The organism is Pelomonas sp. SE-A7 (assembly GCF_030345705.1).
Classification (GTDB): Bacteria; Pseudomonadota; Gammaproteobacteria; order Burkholderiales; family Burkholderiaceae_C; genus JAUASW01.
Genome location: NZ_JAUASW010000001.1, coordinates 2691307 through 2714638, shown reverse-complemented (window position 1 = coordinate 2714638; position 23332 = coordinate 2691307). Strand labels below are relative to the sequence as shown.

The 23332-nt window shown below is 65.2% G+C and carries 19 protein-coding genes; 13 read left to right on the top strand and 6 right to left on the bottom strand.

Features of this window, described 5'->3' with window-relative positions:
* Positions 1-32: 32 nt before the first annotated feature.
* Together QT382_RS12305 and QT382_RS12300 are read left to right on the top strand one after the other, a co-directional pair.
* A complete protein-coding gene (locus tag QT382_RS12305) occupies positions 33-1262 on the top strand; it encodes an MFS transporter (protein WP_289254316.1) in 1230 nt (409 codons plus the stop codon).
* On the top strand, positions 1259-2875 hold the full coding sequence (locus QT382_RS12300) for a N,N-dimethylformamidase beta subunit family domain-containing protein (protein WP_289254315.1): 1617 nt from the start codon (positions 1259-1261) through the stop codon (positions 2873-2875). The genes QT382_RS12305 and QT382_RS12300 overlap by 4 nt, the downstream gene beginning before the upstream one ends.
* A gap of 19 nt (positions 2876-2894) precedes the next feature.
* Here QT382_RS12300 and QT382_RS12295 read toward each other — a convergent pair whose 3' ends face one another.
* On the bottom strand, positions 2895-3428 hold the full coding sequence (locus tag QT382_RS12295) for an ester cyclase (RefSeq protein ID WP_289254314.1): 534 nt from the start codon (positions 3426-3428) through the stop codon (positions 2895-2897).
* Between the two features lie 523 nt (positions 3429-3951).
* Here QT382_RS12295 and QT382_RS12290 point away from each other — a divergent pair.
* Positions 3952-4137 (top strand): hypothetical protein, encoded by a 186-nt coding sequence (locus QT382_RS12290; RefSeq protein ID WP_289254313.1) that lies wholly within the window; start codon positions 3952-3954, stop codon positions 4135-4137.
* 263 nt (positions 4138-4400) lie between these two features.
* Here the strand turns inward: QT382_RS12290 and QT382_RS12285 are convergent, their stop codons facing one another.
* From QT382_RS12285 to gabT, 4 genes are all read right to left on the bottom strand, one after another.
* Positions 4401-7052, bottom strand: coding sequence for an RHS repeat-associated core domain-containing protein (locus QT382_RS12285; RefSeq protein ID WP_289254312.1), 2652 nt, complete (start codon positions 7050-7052; stop codon positions 4401-4403).
* Between the two features lie 35 nt (positions 7053-7087).
* Positions 7088-9169 carry an RHS repeat domain-containing protein gene (locus QT382_RS12280; RefSeq protein WP_289254311.1) on the bottom strand — a complete coding sequence of 694 codons (2082 nt, stop codon included), beginning with the start codon at positions 9167-9169 and terminating at the stop codon, positions 7088-7090.
* Between the two features lie 944 nt (positions 9170-10113).
* Positions 10114-11580, bottom strand: coding sequence for an NAD-dependent succinate-semialdehyde dehydrogenase (locus QT382_RS12275; protein ID WP_289254310.1), 1467 nt, complete (start codon positions 11578-11580; stop codon positions 10114-10116).
* Positions 11577-12881 (bottom strand): 4-aminobutyrate--2-oxoglutarate transaminase, encoded by a 1305-nt coding sequence (gene gabT, locus QT382_RS12270; RefSeq protein WP_289254309.1) that lies wholly within the window; start codon positions 12879-12881, stop codon positions 11577-11579. The genes QT382_RS12275 and gabT overlap by 4 nt, the downstream gene beginning before the upstream one ends.
* A 132-nt stretch (positions 12882-13013) precedes the next feature.
* Between gabT and QT382_RS12265 the strand changes: the two genes are divergently transcribed.
* Complete coding sequence (locus QT382_RS12265) at positions 13014-14411, top strand: aminotransferase-like domain-containing protein (protein WP_289254308.1); 1398 nt, start codon at positions 13014-13016, stop codon at positions 14409-14411.
* A gap of 30 nt (positions 14412-14441) precedes the next feature.
* A complete protein-coding gene (gene gph / locus QT382_RS12260) occupies positions 14442-15098 on the top strand; it encodes a phosphoglycolate phosphatase (RefSeq protein WP_289254307.1) in 657 nt (218 codons plus the stop codon).
* 9 nt (positions 15099-15107) lie between these two features.
* Here gph and QT382_RS12255 read toward each other — a convergent pair whose 3' ends face one another.
* The gene (locus QT382_RS12255; protein WP_289254306.1) at positions 15108-15719 is read right to left on the bottom strand and encodes a chalcone isomerase family protein; all 612 of its coding nucleotides are present in this window, start codon (positions 15717-15719) and stop codon (positions 15108-15110) included.
* A 340-nt stretch (positions 15720-16059) separates the two neighbouring features.
* Here QT382_RS12255 and trpE point away from each other — a divergent pair, with 340 nt between their 5' ends.
* From trpE to QT382_RS12215, 8 genes are all read left to right on the top strand, one after another.
* Positions 16060-17544: an anthranilate synthase component I gene (gene trpE / locus QT382_RS12250; RefSeq protein ID WP_289254305.1), complete on the top strand. Its 1485-nt coding sequence runs from the start codon at positions 16060-16062 to the stop codon at positions 17542-17544.
* A 1-nt stretch (position 17545) separates the two neighbouring features.
* Positions 17546-18130 carry an anthranilate synthase component II gene (locus tag QT382_RS12245; RefSeq protein ID WP_289254304.1) on the top strand — a complete coding sequence of 195 codons (585 nt, stop codon included), beginning with the start codon at positions 17546-17548 and terminating at the stop codon, positions 18128-18130.
* A complete protein-coding gene (gene ltaE, locus QT382_RS12240; protein WP_289254303.1) occupies positions 18127-19167 on the top strand; it encodes a low-specificity L-threonine aldolase in 1041 nt (346 codons plus the stop codon). Before QT382_RS12245 ends, ltaE begins: the two co-directional genes overlap by 4 nt.
* A gap of 4 nt (positions 19168-19171) precedes the next feature.
* Complete coding sequence (gene trpD / locus QT382_RS12235) at positions 19172-20200, top strand: anthranilate phosphoribosyltransferase (protein WP_289254302.1); 1029 nt, start codon at positions 19172-19174, stop codon at positions 20198-20200.
* Positions 20201-20206: 6 nt separating this feature from the next.
* The gene (locus tag QT382_RS12230; protein ID WP_289254301.1) at positions 20207-20731 is read left to right on the top strand and encodes a hypothetical protein; all 525 of its coding nucleotides are present in this window, start codon (positions 20207-20209) and stop codon (positions 20729-20731) included.
* Positions 20732-20750: 19 nt separating this feature from the next.
* On the top strand, positions 20751-21542 hold the full coding sequence (gene trpC, locus QT382_RS12225; protein WP_289254300.1) for an indole-3-glycerol phosphate synthase TrpC: 792 nt from the start codon (positions 20751-20753) through the stop codon (positions 21540-21542).
* The gene (locus QT382_RS12220) at positions 21539-22231 is read left to right on the top strand and encodes a uracil-DNA glycosylase (protein ID WP_289254299.1); all 693 of its coding nucleotides are present in this window, start codon (positions 21539-21541) and stop codon (positions 22229-22231) included. Before trpC ends, QT382_RS12220 begins: the two co-directional genes overlap by 4 nt.
* Positions 22232-22462: 231 nt before the next feature.
* On the top strand, positions 22463-23326 hold the full coding sequence (locus QT382_RS12215) for a glucosamine kinase nucleotide-binding domain-containing protein (RefSeq protein WP_289254298.1): 864 nt from the start codon (positions 22463-22465) through the stop codon (positions 23324-23326).
* Positions 23327-23332: the final 6 nt, after the last annotated feature.

Below are 23332 nucleotides of genomic sequence, written 5' to 3'. Positions count from 1 at the left end.
GTCTCGAGGATCCCCTTGTGGAGAGCCATCCAATGAGTGTTGAGCAGAGCGTTTCGCCGCCGCGGGCCCGGGGCTTCGTCGCCGCCATGATCGCCATGGGGGCGATGGCGGTGACCGTCTTCCTCGGCCTGCCCGAGATCGTCGGCCAGATGGCCCGGCAATGGGGCTTCTCGGAATCGGTGCTGGGCCTGATCGTGTTCGCCGACATCGTCGGCAACACCGTCGGCGCCCTGATCGTCGCGTTCTACCTGGGGCGCGTGCCGGTCCGTTGGACCTTGGCGGGCTCCGTGGCCCTCGCGGTGCTGGGCAATCTGCTCACGCCTTTTGCGCCGGATGCGGCGGCCTGCATGGCACTGCGCTTCCTCGCCGGCCTGGGCAGCGGCGGCATGAGCGGCGTGGCCACGCGCTACCTCTCGTACACCCGGCATGCCGAACGCGACCTCGGCCTGATGATGCTGGGCCAGAACCTGTGGTCCAGCTTGCTGCTGGCCCTGCTGCTGCCGGCGACCGGCCAGTGGAAGGGTGCGACCGGCAGCTTCCAGTTCACCGCGGCCGTGCTCGCCGTGTTCCTGCTGCTGATCGTCTACTTCGGCCGCAAGGAGGCCCTGGTCCACCAGGGCGCCGAGACCAGGAGCGCCAGCGGCCTGGTGAGTCCGGCACATGCCCTGCTCGCGCTGGGCGCGATGCTGATGCTCTACCTCGGGGCCGGCATGGTCTGGACCTTTGTCGAACGCGTCGGCAAGGACGCCGGCTTCGAACACGGCTTCATCTCCAACAGCCTCGGCGCGGCCAACCTGCTGGCCATGCCGGCCTGCGCGCTGGCGCCGCAGCTGATGAAGTGGGGCGGGCTGCGGCTGTGGAGCCTGGTGCTGCTGGCGGGCTGCGGCGCCTGCTCGGTCGGCCTGGGCTGGCTGCAGTCGCCGGTGGCGTATGCGGGCCTGGTGGCGGGCTTCCTGGTCACCTGGTCGGCCGCGGCCGTGCTGCTGCTGGCCACGATTCCGCGCTACGACGCCGTGGGCCGCTACGCCACCCTGGGCCCGGGCGTGCTGGGCCTGGGCTTCGGCCTCGGCGCCCTGGTGGCCGGCGTGGTGGCCGAGCACAGCTCCATGCCGCTGGCCCTGGCCCTGGCCGGTGGCGCCTGCGGCGTGGCGGCGCTGCTCTACGCCGTCCTGCACCACGTGCCGCTGCCCAGCGTTCGTCCGCTCAATCAAGACCCCAGGCCGGAGCCAGTCTCCGGACCCCATCAGGCCACAAGCCCATGACACATCCTCTCAAGCAGAACTACTGGAATGCCCATCCGCTCGCCGACCAGGTCGAGCGGGCCTCGAACGACCCGGCAGCGCGCGAGCTCTGGGCGTACCTCGACGGCGTGAGCCACGGGCCGGCAGAACCGGTCCGCCTCTATGTGCACTGCACGGCGGAGCGCTTCTCGGTCCGCGTCGTCCTCGACGACCCCAGCCAGGCCGTGGCCTGGGAGCTCAAGGACCTGGCCGGCCTGCGCCAGCACACGCCGGAGGACGCGGCCGTCAACGGCTGCGGCTGGCATTCGCCGGTCATCCTGCCGCTGACCTCGGGCTGGCGGCCGGGGCCCTACCGGGTCGAGCTGAGCGCCGAGCAGGACGGCGAGCAACTGCAGGCTGAAGCCTTCTTCGTCCTCAGGAACGAAGCCCAGGCGAACCGGGCCTCGCGCATCGCCATGGTGCTGACCACCTCGACCTGGAATGCCTACAACGACTGGGGCGGCGCCAACTCGTATCGCAGCGTGCAGGAGGACGGTGCCTCCATCGACATGCCGGCCCCGGTGCTTTCGACTCAGCGCCCCTGGGCCCGCGGCTTCCTGAGCCTGCCGGCCGACATGCCTCGCCACGGCGATGCAAGCGGCGATCTCGCGCCGGGCGAGGGTCCTTCCTATCCCTGCATCGACTGGGCATTGGAGCGCGGCTATTCGCGCCACTGCAGCGACGCCGGCTGGGCCTTCTACGAGCGGCCCTTCCACCACTGGCTGATCGAGCAGGGCTACCAGGTGGACCTGCTCACGCAGGAAGACCTGCACCTTCGGCCGGCCTGCCTGGACGGCTATGGCGTGGCCCTGCTGGTGGGCCATGACGAGTACTGGAGCTGGGAGATGCGCGACGCGATGGATGCCTTCGTCGAGCGCGGCGGACGCCTGGCGCGCTTTGCCGGCAACATGCTCTGGCAGATCCGCCTCGACCTGGAGGCGGGGCTGCAGACCTGCTACAAGCTCGCGTCCTACGACCCGGTGCATGAAAGCGAAGAGCCCAGGCGCACGACGACCTACTGGGACTCGGTCCTCGTGAACCGGCCGGCCGCGGCCAGCTTCGGCATCACGGCCTCCTCAGGCGGCTACCACCGCTACGGCCTGTGCTCGCCACGCGCCAGCGGCGGCTACACGGTCTACAAGCCGGACCACTGGGCGCTCGCAGGTTCGGGCCTGTTCTACGGCGACGTGTTCGGTGCCGGCGAGTCGCGCATCGTTGGCTTCGAGGTCGATGGCGCCGACTACGGCATGCGCTTCGGCCAGCCCTATGCCACCGGCCGCGACGGCGCGCCGCAGGACCTGGAAATCATCGCCATGGTGCCCGCCACCAAGGGTGAGCGCGCCGCGCCCGGTCAGGTCCTGAACGCACCGCTGGCCGACGGCCTGGGCCTGATGCAGGCCGTGCCGTCCATCAACGACCGCACGCCCGAGCAGGCCGAGTTCGGCGCCGGCATGGTCGTCGCCTTCCAACGCGGCCGCGGCCAGGTGTTCAACGCCGGCTGCTGCGCCTGGGTGACCGGGCTGATCAGGCGGGATGTGAGCGTGGAGGGGATTACGAACAATGTGCTGAGGAAGTTCTTGCAGCCTCAGCTCTAGGCGCTCACGTCACTTCACGTCACTTCGCTGCACTGGCAGGCGCGGCCGGGCTCAAGCTGAACCCCAGCTGCTCGGCCAAGTGCAACCTGTCGTAGGCCGCCCAGTTCTCGACGATGCGTCCGTTGGCAATCCGGTAGACGTTGGTGTACGACGCGACGACGTCCTTTCCCGCGATGGGCAGGTCGCGATAAACGTTGGTGTACCTGCCCCGCCAGGTGGACCGGACGGTCACCAGATCGCCCTCCGCCATCATGAAGTCGATGGTGATCTGGCGCGGGTTCAGAAAAGAACACATGGGACAGGCTTCGCGCAGCGTCTTCGCCGGCTCGCCCTTGCCCACCTGGTCCACCGTGGCCGTATGAAACGCCGCCTTGGGATCGCCCAGCTGATTCAAGGCGGCCAGGTCGCCGTCGTTGAAGGCCTGGAAGAGGCGTCGGACCAAGGCCTTGTTGGCTTCGATTGACGGGGCGGGTGCGTTGCTCCCGTTTGCAAAGCTTGTTCCTGCGGACGCGAGCAGCAGTCCAAAGATGAGCTCTACTTTCCTGTGCGCCATCGTTTGATCTCCTGTCTGTCGGTGAGCCGCAGCACCGTGGGCGGCTTGATGACCTGGCCTGGCCGCGCCTTTGCAATCGCTGGAGTTGGTCGTGGTCTTTGCGGTTTGGTGCCTTGGCGAGGGTACTAAGAAAGGCCGACAAAGGCAGTATTGGCGTCGGTGAATTCGGTAGCCAGAAATACTCCGTGCTTGCACCTCTGGGGGAGTCTTCCGGATCGACGCAAGTCGAGCTTGTGGTTGATCCGGATCTCTCAGCCTATGGCGGCCAACTCCGAGGCGCAGCCAGCCAGGTTACGGCCGAACCGACTGCCAGAGATCGAAGTTGCGCTCGGCTTGTCGATGAATGATCTGTTCAGAGTTGCTACGAAGTGTCGCTTGGTCAAGCAGGGCAGAGAGCGCCGGCGACGTCCCCAAGCTGCCTTCGACAACGTGAAGTCGACCTAGCGGACAAGCGTCAGGCCCTCAAGTCGTTCTCTGCCTCGGTTGAACGCCGCTAACTTATGAGAACGGCCAAGAGCAGAACTTGAGCAAACACATCAGCCCAAAAGTGCGCTGGCAACAGATGACCGTATCGCTTGCAGTGCGTGATGCAAACTTTGACCCATTGACTCTTGCTGCGGCGCATTTGAAATCGATGCGCCTAAATTGTTTATTAGCGGCCAAGAAAATACCCAATCCCGACCCAGATGACTGCTGCCGCGGTAATTAGTCCTCTGGCTAACCATCGGCTGCTGGATAACAGTCCAAATACTATGATCGGCACGCAGATTAAACTCGCGAGCAAAGAAAACTCAATGCCATGACCGATTCCCAACGGAATCATCGGACCGATCAAGAGAAAAGCCCAGCTGGGTATCTCTTCTAGGGCGGATGCGCCACCCATGCAACTCATTGCTAAGGCTACAGCTATCGCCATGCTTGCGTAAGTGCAAAGTACTAGTCGGATTGCTATGCGTCGATTGAGTCGCATGGTTACTTGCATCTACACTCTGGGAAGAGTGCCTTTGTCTTTTGGATGGCATCTCGAATTTCGGCAGGTGATGGGAATTCGTCACCTGCCAAATGGTTAAGGTCCGAGTACCCCGTATAAGTTTGGTAGCCTTTGTGTCCTCGAGCTGCACTGTCCTGCGCCGCGTGAATGGCCCGTCCGATGCTCTCGGTCGTTCCAAACGCCAACTGAACCTTAATAAAAGCCTCAGTTGATCGCCGTGCGTCGGAAACGCTTTGGCGTGGCCGTGCCATTGCGTGCCAGTTTGCTGAGCCAATACTCTGAGATACTTTCCATGAAGGCGTCCAATCTCCCGCGGCAGCCGCCCAAGCGAGCTCGTTGGCTCGCCGATAGGTAAATCCACACTGCCGTAAGGCTGCAATCGTGATGGAGACGTGATTGAGGGTCGTAAATAAACCCAATGGATCAGAATAGTTGAGCGGATTGTCGTCAACATAGGCATAGGTGTTGACGCCCCCTTGAAGCCCGATGGGGTCACTTTGAACATACCGACCCGTGGTCGGGTCATAGTCCCTGAAGTAGTTGTAATGCGTCCCAATGAACTCATCGTACTGCTGACCCGGAAATCGCAACGACAGCTTCAGCTCACCCACATTGCTCGGGTTCGCTTCCGCCGGCCAAGCTCCAAACGGCTCACCCGCCCAGCGCCACCGCAACCGATTCTGCTGATCCACGGCAACTCGCGGTGCACCCAAATGGTCGGCATGGATATAGAAAACTTCCGGAGTTCCGGTTCCAGCGGTTCGCACAGCCGCAATCGGCAGATCCGCCAGCCAGATGTACTCCATGCTTGCACTGCCATCGCTGAGGTACTCGCCGATCAGGTGGCCGCTCAGGTCGTAGACAAGGTGCGTTGTCGTCGTCGTGGCCGGGGAAGTGATCTTCTTCCGTACACGTTGACCCAACGCATCGTAGGCAGCTTCAAAACTGGCACTGCCCACCACCATCTTTGCGAGCCGGCCTTCGTTGTTGTACGTTGAGATGGCGGTGCCAGTCAGTTGATTGCCGGCCGCGTCATAGCTGAAGCTCTGGGCCGGATTCGTGATGCTCAACAGACGATTGCTGTTGGTGGCCGTGGTGTACGTGCTTGTGCCGCTGGCATTGCCGAGCAGGGTTCGGTTGCCATTGGCGTCATAGCTGTAGGTCCAAGAGCTGGTGCCCATGGTGGCCAACAGAAGCCGACCCAACTCGTCGTAGCCGAAGTCCTGATTCAGATTGGCTAGCGGCGAACCCGTGCTGGCGTCTGAATGGCGGTAAGAAAGGATGCGGCCAGCGGCGTCGTAGGCCAAGTCCCGCACCATGGTGCCCAGCGGGTAGCGAACGATTCGGCCCATGGTATCGAACTCCCGCGCATATGTTTGCTCTCCGCTAGCCATTTTCCAGCGCCACGCCGTCGGAGCCCCCAAGGGGCTCGTGACAATCTGGCTGAGCAAGGGACTCGATGTTGAGCCGCTGGCGGCCTTCAATCCGACACCGGTGACTAGTCCGTCTGTGTAGGTGTAGACGACTGAACGGCCAGAGGGATAGGTGAGCTGTGTGATGTGCCCCGCGGAGTTGTACGAATAGCCAACGCTGCGTGTTCCCTCATTCAGGATCTTCGTGGCGACCTGTGTTGCGCGGCCAGTCGGGTCGTACTTGAAGGTCGTTGAAGCCTCGGGCGTCGTCGCTGTGGTCAGGCGGCCGACACCGTAGCTGAATCCGCTCCCAACCTGGTCGTAGGTCCAAGTGATTTGGCGGGTGCCGCTGTTGGCAAGATTGCGCACTGAGCGAAGCGTAGGGCGATCTAGAGCGTCATAGCTGAAGCTGCTGATGAACCCCCTGGCATCGGTGCTGGTCACCAAGTTTCCGGCGACGTCGTAGGTATTGCTGGTCACGCCGGTGTCGGGGCTGGTCTGCTGCGTGACGCCGCCCATCGCCGAGACTTGGTACTGCGTCGAAAGGCTTCGCGGGTCCGTGACTTGCGTCAGCTCGTCGCGGAGGTCATAGGTCAGCTGAACCGCGCCATTTCTGGCGTTTGTGATCGACCGGCGTCGACCCAATGAGTCATAGACATTCGTGGTCGCGAAATTGCCGCCCACCAGATCGGGGGCCTGAACCGTCTTGGTCAGGTTGCCATCGGCGTCGTACTCGAACTTATGCGCTAGCGTGGAGGATGCTGACGAGAGGGGTGGATTGCCACCCGTCCCAGTGACCATCAAGTTCGCGGTTGCAGACTGACTATTTCCGTACGCAGCGTCTGCGCTGGAAAAACTGGCCGTGACTGTGTACTGCCCCGGGACCAGGGTTCCGCCGGGAATGGTCAACGAGGCAAATCCTCGCAATACCAACCAACACTCCAACGATGGCGGCAGAACAATGCCTGCTGGCCCAGGTGGCGGCTTGGGAAGCATAGTTGGAGCACATTCTTCGGTCGCGCGAAGGTCGACGGAGACGGTACCCAGGACCTGTTGGTTGGCCTTGAAACTGACTTGCCCCAAGACGCCAGGCGCAACTCTCGCATCGAGCGTCAAACTCTGACTCGTCGCTATCGAGTTCGTGCCCAAGTACAGCTTGGAGGCTGTCGCCGTCTGAGCTATGGCAGGCTCGTAAATCAATGCAGTTGCCGCAGCCAGCATCGCGATGCTCCAGCGGCGGAGGCTTCTTTCGCCATTCATGGCTGCACCCCCTGTGTCAACTGTTGCACCCGTCCGAGCGCGTCAAATATCCGGGTGATTTGGCTTGCCAACTGGCCGCTTGAATCCTTGATCTTTTCCGAAGTTCGATTGCCACTACTGTCCAGCGTGTACTCGATGCTATTGCCATGGCTGTCGTTGACTCCAACGAGTCGATGCGCGTCGTCATACTGGTAGCCAATGAAGCTGCCGTCGGGCTGACTGACCTGCTTGAGCAGACCTGTCGGCCAGTAGGTATAGGTCGTTGTTGCGCCGTCAATCTTGACGCTGGTCAGGCGCTGGCGAACGTCGTAGGTAAAGCTTGTGACGACGCCGTTTGCGTCTGACATCTCCAATACCTGCCCCGATGAGGTGTACTTCGTGTACTGCGTGACTTGCCCCAACGGATTTGCCACGCTTTTCAGATCCCCTGTGGTGTGACCGGAGGTGGTGTCGCCGTAGTAGGCGCTCATTGTGGTGTTGCCTCTTGGGTCCCTCATGGTCAGGACCTGACCCCTCTCGTTGTACGTGTACTGCCAAATCCGTGCTGTGACTCCGCTCTGCAGCGGCGCGCTGAAGCCCAGGCGTCCATTCAGGTCCGTCGTTGCCTGCTCAACCTGCTTGCACAACACAACCAGGGGTGCGCCGTCCATCAACAATGCCGAGCCTGGCGCGCATGACGCAATGGCGTTGCCATTGAACGGATCGGGCTGACCGTTGTAGACCATGGTGGTGATTCGGCGCGGCTCTGCCCGCCGAACAACCAGCCGCCAATCGGGATGCCATTGGGTGGAGACCTTGCGACTTGCATCGGGAAGCGCAACGCCCTCGGCAAGTACCGATGTACACGAATTTCCGCTGCCAAGCCCCTCTATCCGCACCGTCTCCGTACCGCGACTTGGGTCATGGGCAAAGCAACTGCGCCTGCCATCAAAGCCATCTAGTCTTTCGACATTGCCCAGTGCATCAAACGTCTGGTTCTTGCTGCTCGCGGAACAGCCCGATCCCGCAGGTTGCGATTGACCGGTGAGATAGGGCGAGCCTTGAATGGTTGAAACCGATAGGTCCGTCGATTCGCCATTGGGCAATAGCACCCGTGTCCCGACAGGTGCGTCCCATTCAATTGTCCGAACAGCCAAGGCAGGGGCTTGTGACAAGTCGACGGAAATTCTCCGGCTTGGTGGTGTACCCCATTCAACAGTGTGCCGGTTTGCATTGCTGCCGAGTTCAGTGCCAATTGCGCGGCCAGTGTCGTCGTACTCGTAGCGCGCGTATCTTGCCGAGCCTTCCTTGATCCCTGTGACGGCCCATGGCAAGGCGGTTGCCTCGTAGACGAAAACTTGTGAAGCCAAATCGGGCCACGCTACCGATTCAAGCCGGCCCTTGGAGTCATAGGAAAATGACGAGATCTCCAGCGCGTCCAAATAAAGCTTGCTCAGGGACTCGCGTACTCCATTGTTCTTGTAGAAAACCTGAAGCTTTCTACCGGTTTGGTCCTGCAACTCTATTGGCATGCCCCAATTTCCGGCGTTAACCGCAGGCGTGGCAGGGTCGCTGTATTTGTAGGTGATGGTTTGACCGCCAATGCTTTGGCTGGTCAGTAACTTGCCGCCCGAATCATATTTGTCGATTCTGCTCTTTGCCCTGTCGTAATGAAGGAAGCCCCCGCTCACTACGATCAGCCGATCTGCAGTGTCTGAAATTGGTGTGTAGACACCGGATCCTAAAGTAAATGAACTGAAATTGCCGGGAGCGCGAATAAGCTGAATGCCCCCACTCCCCTGGGCGTCGGCAGCTTGGACGACCAATGATCTAATAAATGATAGTCCCCATCCTTCCGCCACCAACGTGCTTCCGTCGTATTCGATCCCTTTGGTGTCACCTGCTGAAGTTGGCACCTTGGTGCGCGTGTTGTAATTTAGGCTGAGTGTGCTGCCAAAAATATTCCCGAGCGCTACTTCAATGCTCTTGGATCCAGCCAGCGGATGCACAGGATTGCCCCATGTAGGATTAGTTGTGTTGCAATTGCTGGCTTTGTCTTTGATCTCGTCGCGATAGGGAATGCAGGTGGTGTTGTCCAATGGGTAGAAGTTCTTCGTGCATTGACAAGGTCCGGGTGAGCCGGGAGGTGCGTCGACCGAATTCGACGGACAGATCTTGTCCAGGACTGGGCGAATCGCCATCGTGAATCCCGTGCAGGGTGAACTGCTCCCGTCCTTGTAATCAGTACACAAGCCGAGCCCGAAGCAATCAACAGCTCCGGCTGGAACAGGTATCGGGGTGCATTTGGCGGAGCCGCGAATCACGTGCACGTACTCCCAGCGTGGGCCTGGGCCAACTTGGTTGTCGTACAGTTTGTGGAATACTACGGTATATATTTCATTGGGGCTCGTACCGCAGAAATTTCCGCTGTAATAGACGTCGCACCAACCAGATTGCACCTTTTTTTGGACGAACCCAAGCGCGCTGGCATCTTGCATTGGCACGAGGAACGTCAAGGCCAGCATCAACGGCCATATGCTTACAGCTGCGAGTTTTCGCAGGGCAATAAGCAGTCTGGTTCGAGCGCTGGCGACGACTGGCTTGCAGTCCGCAATACGTGAGTACGATTTGCGCATTTTCCCCTCCCGACAATATCGATTGAATCTGCGTGGCTGCCGACTGGAATTGTTTTGTCGGCGCAGTCGAACAACAGTCTGGGCGCTACTTTTTCTGTAGAAAGCTCCCATCAAGGAGTTGTTTGTGATGGGGCTGGGCGCGACAAGAATTCAAGTCGCCGCTCGGGCGGCTGCCTTCTGGCGGCCTGACTTGCAGTGCGGACGCGTCTGAACTGTGTTAGGACGCATATTTGATCCGTTGCCCAGGGAATGCATCCGCAACGTGGATGAAGATCAGCGGGACGTGGTGGCGTTCGAGGCGCCGGACCCAGCGGGCCGCGGGCAGTGCCCAAGCCCATCATGAACTGCATGGCCGAGGAGGGATCTCGGCTTCAACGGGGAAGGTGGTGCGCAGCAGTCACCCCACCTCAAACACCCCCCAAACACAAATACTTCATCTCCAGATAGTCCTCGATCCCATGCCGCGATCCTTCGCGCCCCAGGCCCGATTGCTTGACCCCGCCGAACGGCGCCTCAGCCGTTGAAATCAGCCCGGTGTTGATGCCCACCATGCCGTACTCCAGCGCCTCGGCCACGCGGAAGATGCGGGCCATGTCGCGGCTGTAGAAGTAGCTGGCCAGGCCGAACTCGGTGTCGTTGGCCAGGGCGATGGCCTCGGCCTCGGTCTTGAAGCGGAACACCGGCGCCACCGGGCCGAAGGATTCCTCGCGGGCGCAGAGCATGTCGGCGCTCGCCTCGGCAATCACCGTGGGTTCGTAGAGCCGGCCCGAGCGCAACTGCCCGCCGGTCAGCACGCGGCCACCTTTGGCCTGGGCGTCGACCACATGCTGCTGGACCTTGGCCACGGCCGGGTCGTCGATCAGCGCGGCCACCTGCACCTCGGGGTCGAAGCCGTTGCCGAGCCGGAGCTGGCCCACGCGCTCGGCCAGCTTGGCGACGAAGGCCTCGTAGACGCCGTCCTGCACATAGAAACGGTTGGTACAGACGCAGGTCTGGCCGGCGTTGCGGAACTTGCTGGCCAGCGCGCCTTCGACGGCGCTGTCCAGGTCGGCATCGTCGAACACGATGAAGGGCGCGTTGCCGCCGAGTTCCAGCGAGAGCTTCTTGATCGTAGTCGCGCATTGCCGCATCAGGATGCGGCCCACCTCGGTCGATCCGGTGAAGGACAGGTGGCGCACCACCGGACTTTCGCACAGGGCCTTGCCGATGGCGACCGAGTTGGGGCCGTCGGCCGTCAGCACATTGAAGACGCCGGCCGGGAAGCCGGCGCGCGCCGCCAACTCGGCCAGGGCCAGGGCGGTCAGCGGCGTCTGCTCGGCCGGCTTGATGACGACCGTGCAGCCCGCGGCCAGGGCCGGCGCCACCTTGCGCGTGATCATGGCCAGCGGGAAGTTCCACGGCGTGATGGCCGCGCAGACGCCGATCGCCTGCTTGAGCACCAGCAGCCGCTTGCTCTTGTCGTGCGTGGGAATGATTTCGCCGGTGGCCCGGCGCGCCTCTTCGGCGAACCATTCGACGAAGCTGGCGCCGTAGGCCACCTCGCCGCGGGCCTCGGCCAGCGGCTTGCCCTGCTCGGCCGTCATCAGCCGGGCCAGGTCGTCGGCATGCTGCAGCATCAGCGCATGCCAGCGCATCAGCAGGGCCGCCCTCTCCTTGGCCGTGCTGTCGCGCCAGGCGGGCCAAGCCGCGTTGGCGGCGGCTATGGCCTGCTCGGCCTCGGCGGCGCCCAGATTGGCCACGCGCGCCAGCTCCAGGCCGGTGGCCGGGTCGCTCACCGCGAACTGCTGCGGCCGCTCCAGCCAGGCGCCGCCCACATAGGCCGCGGTCTTGAGCAGGGCGCGGTCCTGCAGCTGCAGCAAGGGGCCGGCGCTCATGCGAGGCTCGCTTCGCGCAGGCAGGCTTGCAGGATGTCCAGGCCTTCGTCGACCAGCGCGTCCGAGGCGGTCAGCGGCACCAGGATGCGGACCACGTTGCCATAGCTGCCGCAGGACAGCAGGATCAGGCCGCGCCGGGCGGCCAGGGCCAGCACGTGGCGGGTCAGCTCGGCATGCGGGGCCTTGAGGTCGGCCTGGCCCTGGCTGGTGAAGAACAGCTCGAAGGCCACCATGGCGCCCAGGCCGCGCACGTCGCCTATGACGGGCAGCTCGCGTGCCATGGCCTTCAGGCGCTGGCGGATGCGCTCGCCCATGGCCTGGCTGCGCGCCAGCAATTGCTCTTGCTCGAAGACCTTGAGCACGGCCAGCGCTGCGGCGCAGGCGATGGGGCTGCCGGCATAGGTGCCGCCCAGGCCGCCGGGGGCGGGGGCGTCCATCACTTCGGCACGGCCGACCACGCCCGAGATCGGGAAGCCGCCGGCCAGCGACTTGGCCGTGGTGATCAGGTCGGGCGCCACGCCCCATTGCTCGCTGGCGAACCAGGTGCCGGTGCGGCCTGCGCCGGTCTGCACCTCGTCGGCGATCAGCAGGATGCCGTGCTGGTCGGCCAGGGCGCGCAGGCGGCGGATGAACTCCACCGGCGCCACGTAGAAGCCGCCTTCGCCCTGCACCGGTTCGACGATGAAGGCTGCCACGCGCTCGGGCTCGATGTCGTTCTTGAAGATCTGCTCGATCGAGGCCATCGCCTCATCGACGCTGATGCCGTGCAGGGCATTGGGGAAGCGGGCATGAAAGATCTCGCCCGGGAAGGGGCCGAAGCCGGTCTTGTAGGGCAGGACCTTGCCGGTCAGGCCCAGGGTCATCATCGTGCGGCCGTGATAACCGCCGCTGAAGGCGATGACGCCGGAACGCCGGGTGTAGGCGCGGGCGATCTTGACCGCGTTCTCCACCGCCTCGGCGCCGCTGGAGAGCAGCAGGGTCTTCTTGGCGAAGTCGCCCGGGGCCAGCGCATTGAGCTTCTCGGCCAGCTCCACATAGGGCTCGTAGGCCAGCACCTGGAAGCAGGTGTGGGTGTAGAGGCCCAGTTGCTGGCGCACGGCATCGATCACCTGCGGATGGCCGTGGCCGGTGTTGAGCACGGCGATGCCGCCGGCGAAGTCTATGTAGCGCTTGCCTTCCACATCCCAGACCTCGGCATTGGCGGCGCGGTCTATGAAGATCTCGTGGCCCTGGCCGACGCCTCGGGCCACGGCGGCGCGGCGGCGCGCCATCAGTTGGGCATTGCTTGTGGATTGGGTCATGGTGAGGGAATCCTGTGCTGGGTCTTGATGCGAGGCACTCTAGGAGTCCGCCGCCCAGGGCAACAGGTACAGTTGCCGGCACACAGCGCCGCGCCGTACTGGTGCGCGGGCCTGTACAGATGCTCTCCACCCATGTTTTCCCTTGAGCACGACTCGACTACGCCCCTGGTGGCCCAGATCGTCGGCGGCTTCCAGCAGCTGATCGCCACGCAGGGCCTGCGGCCGGGCGGCCGGCTGCCGTCCATCCGCCAGTTTGCGCAGACTCAAGGCGTTAGCGTCTTTACCGTGGTCGAGGCCTATGACCGGCTGGTGGCCCTGGGCCTGGTGCATTCCAAGCCGAATGCGGGTTTCTTCGTGCGGCTGCGCGCCACGGCGGCGGCGCAACCGGCCGCCGAGGTGCAGGTGCAGTTCGACGCCAAGTGGTACCTGCGCCAGATCTTCGAGACCCGCGAGCTGGACATCAAGGCCGGCTGCGGCTGGCTGCCTCAGGACTGGCTGTTCCAAGAGGGCGTGCACCGCGCCTTCCGCCAACTGGCGCAGGAGGGCGCCGAGCTGGGCGGCTACGGCTCGCCCTATGGCCATGCCGGCCTGCGCGAACTGCTGGCCGAGCTGCTGGCGGAGCGCCAGATCAAGGCCAAGGCCGACGCCATCCTGCTGACCCAGGGCTCCAGCCAGGCCATGGACCTGCTGGCCCGCTACTTCGTCAAGCCCGGCGAGGCGGTGCTGGTGGACTCGCCCGGCTATCCGAACATGCTCTACATCCTGCGCTACCTCGGTGCCACGCTGCTGCCGGTGCCGCGCACGCCCGAGGGCTACGACCTGGCCGCGCTGGAAGCCCTGCTGGCCGAGCACAAGCCCAAGGTGTTCTTCACCCAGCCGCGCCTGCACAGCCCGAGCAATTCCACGGTGCCGCTGAACCAGCTGCTGCGCCTGCTGCAGCTGGCCCATCAGCATGAGTTCGCCATCGTCGAGAACGACATCTATGCCGACCTCGACGAGCAGCTGAATCCCAGCCTGGCCAGCCTGGACCAGCTGCAGCGCGTGGCCTACCTGGGCAGCTTCTCCAAGACCATCTCGCCCAATCTGCGGGTCGGCTATGTGGCCGCGGCCCCGAAGCTGCTGGAAGACCTGGCCACGCGCAAGATGGTCTCGGGCCTGACCTCGTCCGACCTGAACGAGCGCCTGGTGCTGCGCGCCCTGACCGAAGGCCGCTGGCGCAAGCACCTGGGCAAGCTGCGCGGCCGGCTGGCAGCGGCCCAGCTGGTGGTGGCCTCGCGGCTGAGCCAGCTCGGCTTCGAGCTCCACACCCAGGGCACGAGCGGCATGTATCTGTGGGCGCGCCACCCCGACATCCCCGATGCCGGCCTGCTGTCGCAGGAGGCCGCGCGCCACAGCATCATGCTGGGCCCCGGCCATCTGTTCTATCCCGAGCCCCGCGAGACCGGCTGGCTGCGCTTCAACGTGGCCTTCAGCGAGGAGGTCCGGCTGTGGAGCTTCGTCGAAACCGAGATCGCCCGGGCCGGCGGCTAGTCACTTCCTCCCCGTCGTCCTTTTTGCTTGATGCCCCACGAACTTCCCTTGCCCACCGCCTTCCTGATCGACCTGGACGGCACCCTGGTCGATACCCTCGGCGACTTCGTCTTCGTGCTGAACCAGGTGCTGGCCGAGCTGGGCCAGCGCGGCGTGGACCGGCGCTTCGTCGAGCACACGGTAGGGCAGGGAAGCGAGCACCTGATACGCAGCACGCTGGCCGAGGTCGGCGCGCCGGCCGCGCTCTACGAGGAGGCCTGGGCCCGCTACCAGCGGCACTACGAGGCGGCCAACGGCGAGCATTCGGATCTGTTCCCCGGCGTGGCCGAGGGCCTGCAGCTCTTGAGGGCACGCGGCCTGCCCATGGCCTGCCTGACCAACAAGCCAGCCCGCTTTGCCCGCGAGCTCTTGCGCCGCAAGGGCCTGGACGGCTTCTTCGACCAGGTCTTCGGCGGCGACGATTTCGAGCGCAAGAAGCCCGACCCGATGCCCCTGCTGAAGACCTGCGAGGCGCTGGGCACGCCGCCCGGATCAAGCTGGATGATCGGCGACTCCAGCAACGACGCGAAGGCCGCGCGGGCGGCCGGTTGTCCGGTGGTGCTGGTTCGCTACGGCTACAACCATGGCGAACCTATCGAAGCGGTCGATGCCGACCGCTTCATCGACTCGTTGGTCGAGCTGGGCTAAGGAAGATACTCAGCGGCGGCGTTTGCGCTCGATGCCGAGCAGCGCTTCCTTCAGCGAGTCATCGGCGGGCGACTTGCCCAGCCAGATGCGCATCAGGGCAGTGAAGAACTCGGGCTCCTTGATCGGATCGCCGGCGACCTTGCCATTGATCAGGATCTGCGAGCCAACGCCGGGGATGTAGTCCACCGTGAAGCTCTCGCCCTTGGCCAGTTCCTTCTTGGCGGCGAAGTGTTCGGCCACCTTGAGCACGCCGTTGATCGACTTGACGAATTCCTCGCGCGGGGCATTGGCTTCCATGCCCTTGGTGAACTTCTTGCCGAGGTCGTTGCCGTCGATGTCGCGCAGGGCCACGATGTGCAGGCGCTTGGGGCCGGCCATGGCCAGCAAGGCATCCGGATCGTTGGTCTTCTCGGAGAGGTACAGGCCGGCCGCATAGACCTTGATCACCACCGCGTAGCGGATGCCGGCGCCATTGAGCACCAGCTTCTTGCCACCCACCTCGGCCTGGGTGTCGTACTTGACCCCTGCCACTTCGACGGTGTCGGCCTGGCTGCCCAGCGGCAGCAGGAGGGCGGCGGTGGCGGCCACGGCCAGCGCAATCAGTGATCGACGGCTACGCATTCTGATGTCCCACTCCGTTGTTGTCGGCCGGGGCCAAGCCCGGCCTGTGATGCCAGAGGCCGAGTATGAGCCAGGCGAGCGAGCCTTGTCCGCGGCCGAATTCACGGACGTTCGATTGCCAGTACACTCGCCCGCATGTTCATCACGCGCAAGCAGATCAAGGGGTCGAACGACCGGGGAGCCTGGCCCTGGCGTCGCCCAACCGACTTCACTTGAAGCCGCTGCTGCTTGCCGACCTGCCCGCGACCCGGGCCCTCACTCTTCTCTGATCCGGCCAGCGCAGCGCCTGTAGATTGGTGCGCGCTCGTGAAGGCTGCGCACACTAGCAAGGTGTGTTGACGTGATCACAGAACTTGAATTCCAGAGCCTGGCCGCCGAAGGCTACAACCGCATCCCGCTGATCAGCGAGGCTTTTGCGGACCTGGAAACCCCACTCTCCCTCTACCTCAAGCTCTGCGCCGGTTCCGGCCAGGGCAAGCACAGCTTTTTGCTGGAATCGGTGGTGGGCGGCGAGCGCTTCGGCCGCTATTCCTTCATAGGCCTGCCGGCCCGCACGGTGTTGAGAAGCGCCGGCCAGCGTACCGAGGTGCTGCGCGACGGCGAGCTGGTCGAGACCCACGAGGGCAATCCGCTCGACTTCATCGAGGCCTACCAGCAGCGCTTCAAGGTGGCGCTGCGGCCGGGCCTGCCGCGCTTCTGCGGCGGCCTGGCGGGCTACTTCGGCTACGACGCCGTGCGCTACATCGAGCCCAAGCTGGCCCAGACCGAGAAGAGCGGCGGCCTGAACACGCCCGACGTGATGCTCTTGCAATGCGAGGAGCTGGCGGTCATCGACAACCTCAGCGGCCGGCTCTACCTGATCGTCTATGCCGACCCCGGCCAGCCCGAGGCCTATTTTCGCGGCAAGAAGCGCCTGACCGAGCTGCGCGACAAGCTGGCCTACAGCGTCAGCGCGCCGCGCGTGGTGCGCAGCGAGGCCCATCCGGTGGAGCGCGAGTTCCCGCGGGCCGAGTTCGAGGCGAACGTGCTCAAGGCCAAGGAATTCATCGCCGCCGGCGACTGCATGCAGATCGTCTTCGGCCAGCGCCTGCGCAAGCGCTACACCGGCTCGCCGCTGAGCCTGTACCGGGCGCTGCGCTCGCTGAACCCCAGCCCCTACATGTACTTCTACGACATGGGCGACTTCCAGATCGTCGGCGCCTCGCCCGAGATCCTGGTGCGCCAGGAAAAGACCGCGGGCGGCCAGCAGGTCACCATCCGCCCGCTGGCCGGCACCCGGCCGCGCGGCGGCACGGTGGAGAAGGATCTGGCGCTGGAAGCCGAACTGAAGGCTGACCCGAAAGAGCGGGCCGAGCACCTGATGCTGATCGACCTGGCCCGCAACGACGTGGGCCGCATCGCCGAGACCGGTTCGGTCAAGCTGACCGACGCTTTCGCGGTGGAGCGCTACTCGCATGTGATGCACATAGTCTCCAACGTCGAGGGCACGCTGAAGCAGGGTCTGTCCAGCATGGACGTGTTCCGCGCCACCTTCCCGGCCGGCACGCTGTCGGGTGCACCCAAGATCCGGGCGATGCAGATCATCGACGAGCTGGAGCCGGTCAAGCGCGGCATCTACGGCGGCGCCTGCGGCTACCTGAGCTTTGCCGGCGACATGGACCTGGCCATCGCGATCCGCACCGGCGTGATCCAGGACCAGACGCTCTACGTGCAGGCTGCGGCCGGCATCGTGGCCGATTCGGTGCCCGAGCTGGAATGGAAAGAGACGGAAGCCAAGGCGCGTGCCTTGCTGCGTGCGGCTGAACTTGTGGAAGAGGGGTTCTGAAATGCTGTTGATGATCGACAACTACGACAGCTTCACCTTCAACCTGGTGCAGTACTTCGGTGAACTCGGCGCCGAGGTGAAGGTGGTGCGCAACGACCAGATCACGGTCGAGGAAATCGGCGCGCTGAAGCCGCGGCACCTGGTGTTCTCGCCCGGGCCCTGCACGCCGGCCGAGGCGGGCGTCTGCGTGGAGGCGATCCGCGCCTTCAAGGGCAAGCTGCCCATCCTGGGCGTCTGCCTGGGCCACCAGAGCATTGGCGCGGCCCTGGGCGGCCGCATCGTGCGGGCCCAGACGCAAATGCACGGCAAGGCCAGCACGCTGACCACGGACCAGAAGGGTGTGTTCAAGGGCCTGCCGCGCCAATTCAGCGTGATCCGCTACCACTCGCTGGTGATCGAGGAAGCCACGCTGCCGGCCGAGCTGGAGGTCACGGCCCGCAGCGAGGACGGCGAGATCATGGGCGTGCGCCACCGCGAGCTGGCCGGCACGGCCACGCCGCTGGAAGGCGTGCAGTACCACCCGGAATCCATACTCTCCGAGCATGGCCATGCGCAGCTGAAGAACTTCCTGGAGCTGGCGCTGTGAGCCCCGTCATCGATCTGCGCAGCGACACCGTCACGCAACCCACGGCCGCAATGCGAGCCGCCATGGCGGCCGCGCCGCTGGGCGACGATGTTTTCGGCGACGACCCCAGCGTCAATGCGCTGCAGGACGCCACTGCAGCGCGCCTCGGCTTCGAGGCCGGCCTGTTCATGCCCAGCGGCACGCAGAGCAATCTCTGCGCGCTCCTGAGCCATTGCCAGCGCGGCGACGAATACCTGGTCGGCCAGTACGCCCACACCTTCCGCTGGGAAGGCGGGGGCGCGGCCGTGCTCGGGTCCATCCAGCCCCAGCCCATCGCCCATGCGCCGGACGGCTCGCTGCCGCTGGCCGAGATCGAGGCCCAGATCAAGCCGGACGATGCGCATTTCGCGCGCAGTCGCCTGCTGTGCCTGGAGAACACCATTGGCGGCAAGGTCCTGCCCATGAGCTACCTCGCCGAGGCCACCCAGCTGGCTTCGCGCAAGGGGCTGGCACGGCATCTCGATGGCGCGCGGCTTTTCAATGCTGCGGTGGCCGTGGCCGGCGAGTTCAATGGCGATGCCTATGCGGCGGCCAAGGCCATCTGCAGCCATTTCGACTCGGTCTCGGTCTGCTTCTCCAAGGGCCTGGGCGCGCCGGTGGGCTCGGTGCTGTGCGGCAGCCGCGACTTCATCAAGCAGGCCCACCGCTGGCGCAAGATGTGCGGCGGCGGCATGCGACAGGCCGGCCTGCTGGCCGCGGCTGCGCAGCATGCGCTGGACCATCATGTGAACCGCCTGGCGGACGACCATGCCCTGGCCCGCCGCCTGGCCGACGGGCTGGCCGGCATCAACGGCCTCACGGTCGAGGCTCCGCAGACCAATATCGTCTTTGTCGATGTCACGGCCGCCGACCAGGCCGCCGGCGTCGTGCCCTTCCTGAAGTCGCGCGGCGTGCTGGCCACCGGCCTGTACCGCCTGCGCTTCGTCACCCATCTCGATGTCGATGCCACCGGCATCGACCGTGCCGTCGCCGCGATGCGCGAATACTTCGGAGCTTGATGCCATGCCGATCACCGACAACGAAGCCCTGACCCGCGTCATCGAGCACCGCGAGATCTTCCACGACGAGATGCTGGCCCTGATGCGCCGCATCATGGCCGGCGAGATGTCGCCGGTGATCGCCTCGGCTCTGCTGATAGGCCTGCGCGTCAAGAAGGAGACGATTGGCGAGATCACGGCCGCGGCCGAGGTGATGCGCGAGTTCTCGGTCAAGGTGCCGCTGCCCAAGCTGCCTAACCTGGTCGACGTGGTCGGCACCGGCGGCGACGGCGCCCATACCTTCAACATCTCGACCTGCTCGATGTTCGTGGCCGCCGCGGCCGGCGCCCAGGTGGCCAAGCATGGCAACCGCAGCGTCTCCAGCAAGACCGGCAGCGCCGATGCCGTGGAAGCCCTGGGCGCGCGCCTGGACCTGAGCCCCGAGCAGGTGGCGCATTGCGTCACCAGCAGTGGCATCGGCTTCATGTTCGCGCCCAATCACCATCCGGCGATGAAGAACATCGGTCCGGTGCGGCGTGAGCTGGGCGTGCGCACCATCTTCAACATCCTGGGCCCGCTGACCAACCCGGCCGGCGCGCCCAACATCCTGATGGGCGTGTTCCACCCCGACCTGGTCGGCATCCAGGTGCGCGTGCTGCAGCGCCTGGGCGCCGAGCATGCGCTGGTGGTCTACGGCAAGGACGGCATGGACGAGATCTCGCTGGGCGCCGCCACCCTGGTCGGCGAGCTGAAGAACGGCGAGGTGCGCGAGTACGAGATCCATCCCGAGGACTTCGGCCTGGCCATGGCCTCCAACCGCAGCCTCAAGGTCGACGGCCCGGCGCAGAGCAAGACCATGCTGCTGGCCGTGCTGGACAACGAGCCCGGCCCGGCGCGCGACATCGTGCTGCTGAATGCCGGGGCCACGCTGTATGCCGCCAATGTGGCCGGCTCCATCGCCGAGGGCATCGAGCAGGCGCGTGAAGTCATCGCCAGCGGTGCCGCGCGCGCCAAGCTCGCCCAGTTCGTGGCGGCCACGCAAGCGGGCCACTGAAGCGCCATGGGCCTGCGCTCCGATGCCACCTTGCTGCGCGCCCTGATCGATCAGGCGCGGGCCGCGGGCAGTCTGCTGCTGCCGCGCCTGGAGCCGCATCCGGCGGCCCTGGTGGTCACGCTGGGCGGCACGGGCCTCGGCCTGGCCGCGGCCCGCAATCCTGATTGGGCCTGGCGCAGCGAACTCGGCTGGCTGGCCCTGGGTCTGGTGCTGGTCGGCATGCTGATGTTCTTGCTGATGCGCCGCGAAGGCGTGGGCTGGCAATTGGATCTGCAGCAGAAGCGGGCCGAGCCGCTGGGCGAAGTCGGCGAGCCGCGGGATTTGCAAGGCGAGGGCTGGCGGCTTTTCTGCGTGGCCGGCAGCAAGCGGCGCTCGCTGGCGCTGGAGCTGCGCCATGACGATGGCGGACGGCCGCTGCGCCTGTTCCAGACCCGCGGCGGGGCCGACCGAGAAGAGCATCGATTGACGAGCGAGCTGGCCGATGTGCTGGCCGCGCGGCTGGGCCTGGGCCGCGAAGGCCTGAGCCTCTGAGCAAGACGGGAACCGATTCATGTCCGACATCCTGAACAAGATCAACGCGGTCAAGCACGAGGAAGTGGCGGCCGCCAAGGCGCGTCGCTCGCTGGCCAGCCTGCGTGAAGAGGCCGAAGCCCGGCGCGACCTGCGCGGCTTCGAGCGTGCGCTGCGGGCCAAGGTCGCCGCCGGTGACGCGGCCGTGATCGCCGAGATCAAGAAGGCCAGCCCCAGCAAGGGCGTGCTGCGTGAGGACTTCCGGCCGGCCGAGATCGCCGCCAGCTACGCCGAGCATGGCGCGGCCTGCCTCAGCGTGCTGACCGACGAGCGCTTCTTCCAGGGCGCGGTCGCCTATCTGCAGCAGGCCCGAGCCGCCTGCGAGCTGCCGGTGCTGCGCAAGGACTTCATGGTCGACGAGTACCAGGTCTACGAAGCGCGGGCCATGGGTGCCGACTGCATCCTGCTGATCGTCGCCAGCCTGGAGGACGCCCTGATGGTCGACCTCGAGGCCTGCGCGCTGAGTTTGGGGCTGGACGTTCTGGTCGAGGTGCATGACGGCGCCGAGCTGGACCGGGCCCTGCGACTGAAGACGCCGCTGGTGGGCATCAACAACCGCAATCTGCGGACCTTCGACGTCACGCTGGAAACGACGCTGGGCCTGTTGAAGCACGTGCCTGAAGACCGGCTGCTGGTGACCGAGTCCGGCATTCTGGGCCGGGCCGATGTGCAGACGATGCGGGCGGCCGAGGTGAATGCCTTCCTGGTCGGCGAGGCCTTCATGCGCGCGCCGGTGCCGGGCCAGGCGCTGGCCGAGCTGTTCTTTCCATGAAGCTGGACTGGGACGACGCTGACGCCGGCTGGCAGCCGGCTCTGCAGGCCTGGCGAAACAGTGCGGCCGGCCAATCGCTGCTGGCGTTTCTGGCGCAGCGCGAGGCGGCCGGCGCGACCATCTATCCGCCCGAGCCGCTGCGAGCGTTGCAGCTGACGCCGCTGAACCAAATTCAGGTCGTGATCCTGGGCCAGGACCCGTACCACGGCCCTGGCCAGGCCGAGGGCCTGTCCTTCTCGGTGCCGGCTGGCCAGAAAGTGCCGCCCAGCCTGCGCAACATCTTCAAGGAACTGCAGCGCGACCTGGGCCAGCAGCCACCCATGAGCCCGCACCTGGGCGACTGGGCGCGCCGCGGTGTGCTGTTGTTGAACACCTGTTTGACGGTGGAAGACGGCCAGCCCGCCAGCCATGCCAAGAAGGGCTGGGAGGCGCTGACCGATGCGCTGATAGCGGCCGCGGCCCGCGACGCCGGCCCCAAGGTCTTCATGCTGTGGGGTGCCCATGCCCAGGCCAAGGCGGCCCTGATTGAAGCGGCGGGCGGCCGCCATCTGTTGCTGCAGGCCAATCACCCTTCGCCGCTTTCGGCGATGCGGCCACCCGTGCCCTTCCTGGGCTGCGGCCATTTTTCCCAGGCCCGTGCCTGGCTGGCGGCGCAGGGGCGAACCCTCGACTGGACGCTGCACGGATAGATACCAATCCTAGGGCTGGCCCTGATCCGCGGCTTGGTTCTAAACTGGTATGGTGATTGCACGCCCGCAGCCCTAGGCCCTCGCCTTTTTCCCTGTGACCCGCGGCCGGGCGGCCCACCAAAACCAGTGAAATACCAATTGACGCTTCAAAGCCGTTGGTATTAGACTGGTATCACGATGAGTACCGCATTCCAGACCCGATCCGCCGCGGCCAACCCAGCTGCTGGCCCTGTGCGCTTTCTGATCGGCGTTGATGGCGGCGGCACCGGCACACGGCTGCGTCTTTCCACCGTCGATGGCCGCCAACTTGGCCAGGGTGATGCCGGTCCTTCGGCCCTGGGCCAGGGCGTCGCTCAGGCCTGGGCCCATGTGCAACAAGCGCTGCAAGTGGCTTGCCGAGGCGCCGGCATGGAGCAGCTTGATCTGGCCGAATGCGCCATCGGCCTGGGCATGTCGGGTGCCGGCAATGCGCAGGCGGTGGCCGAGTTCCTGTCCGGCCATCCCGGCTATGCGCGTGTGGTGCTGGACAACGATGGCTACACCACGGTGCTCGGCGCCCATGGCGGCGAGCCGGGAGCGGTGATCGCTTCGGGCACGGGCTCGGTGGGAGAAGCGCTGCGCCGCGACGGCAGCCGTGTCTGCGTTGGCGGCTGGGGCTGGATCATCGGCGATGAAGGCAGCGGTGCCTGGCTGGGCCAGAAGGCCATGCGTCATGCCATGCAGGCGCTGGATGGCCGCGCCCAGGCCGGCACGCTGGCCCGTGGCATCTGGCGCGTGGCCGGCCAGGACCGCGAATCGCTGATCGCCTGGTGTGCAGCGGCCGGCCAGCATGGCTATGCGACGCTGGCGCCGCTGGTCTTTGAACATGCAGCCGGCGATGCGGTCGCCGAAGGCTTTGTCGGCGAGGCCGTGATCGAGCTGGAGAAGCTGGCCGCCGCGCTTGACCCTGCGGGCGACCTGCCCATGGCCCTGTGCGGCAGCATCGCCGTGCGCCTGGGCCCGCTGTTCTCCACCACCTTGCGCCAGCGCTGCGTGCCGCCCCAGGGCGACTCGGCCGCCGGCGCGCTGCTGCTGATTCGTCGTGCTCTTTCCTGAAACGGG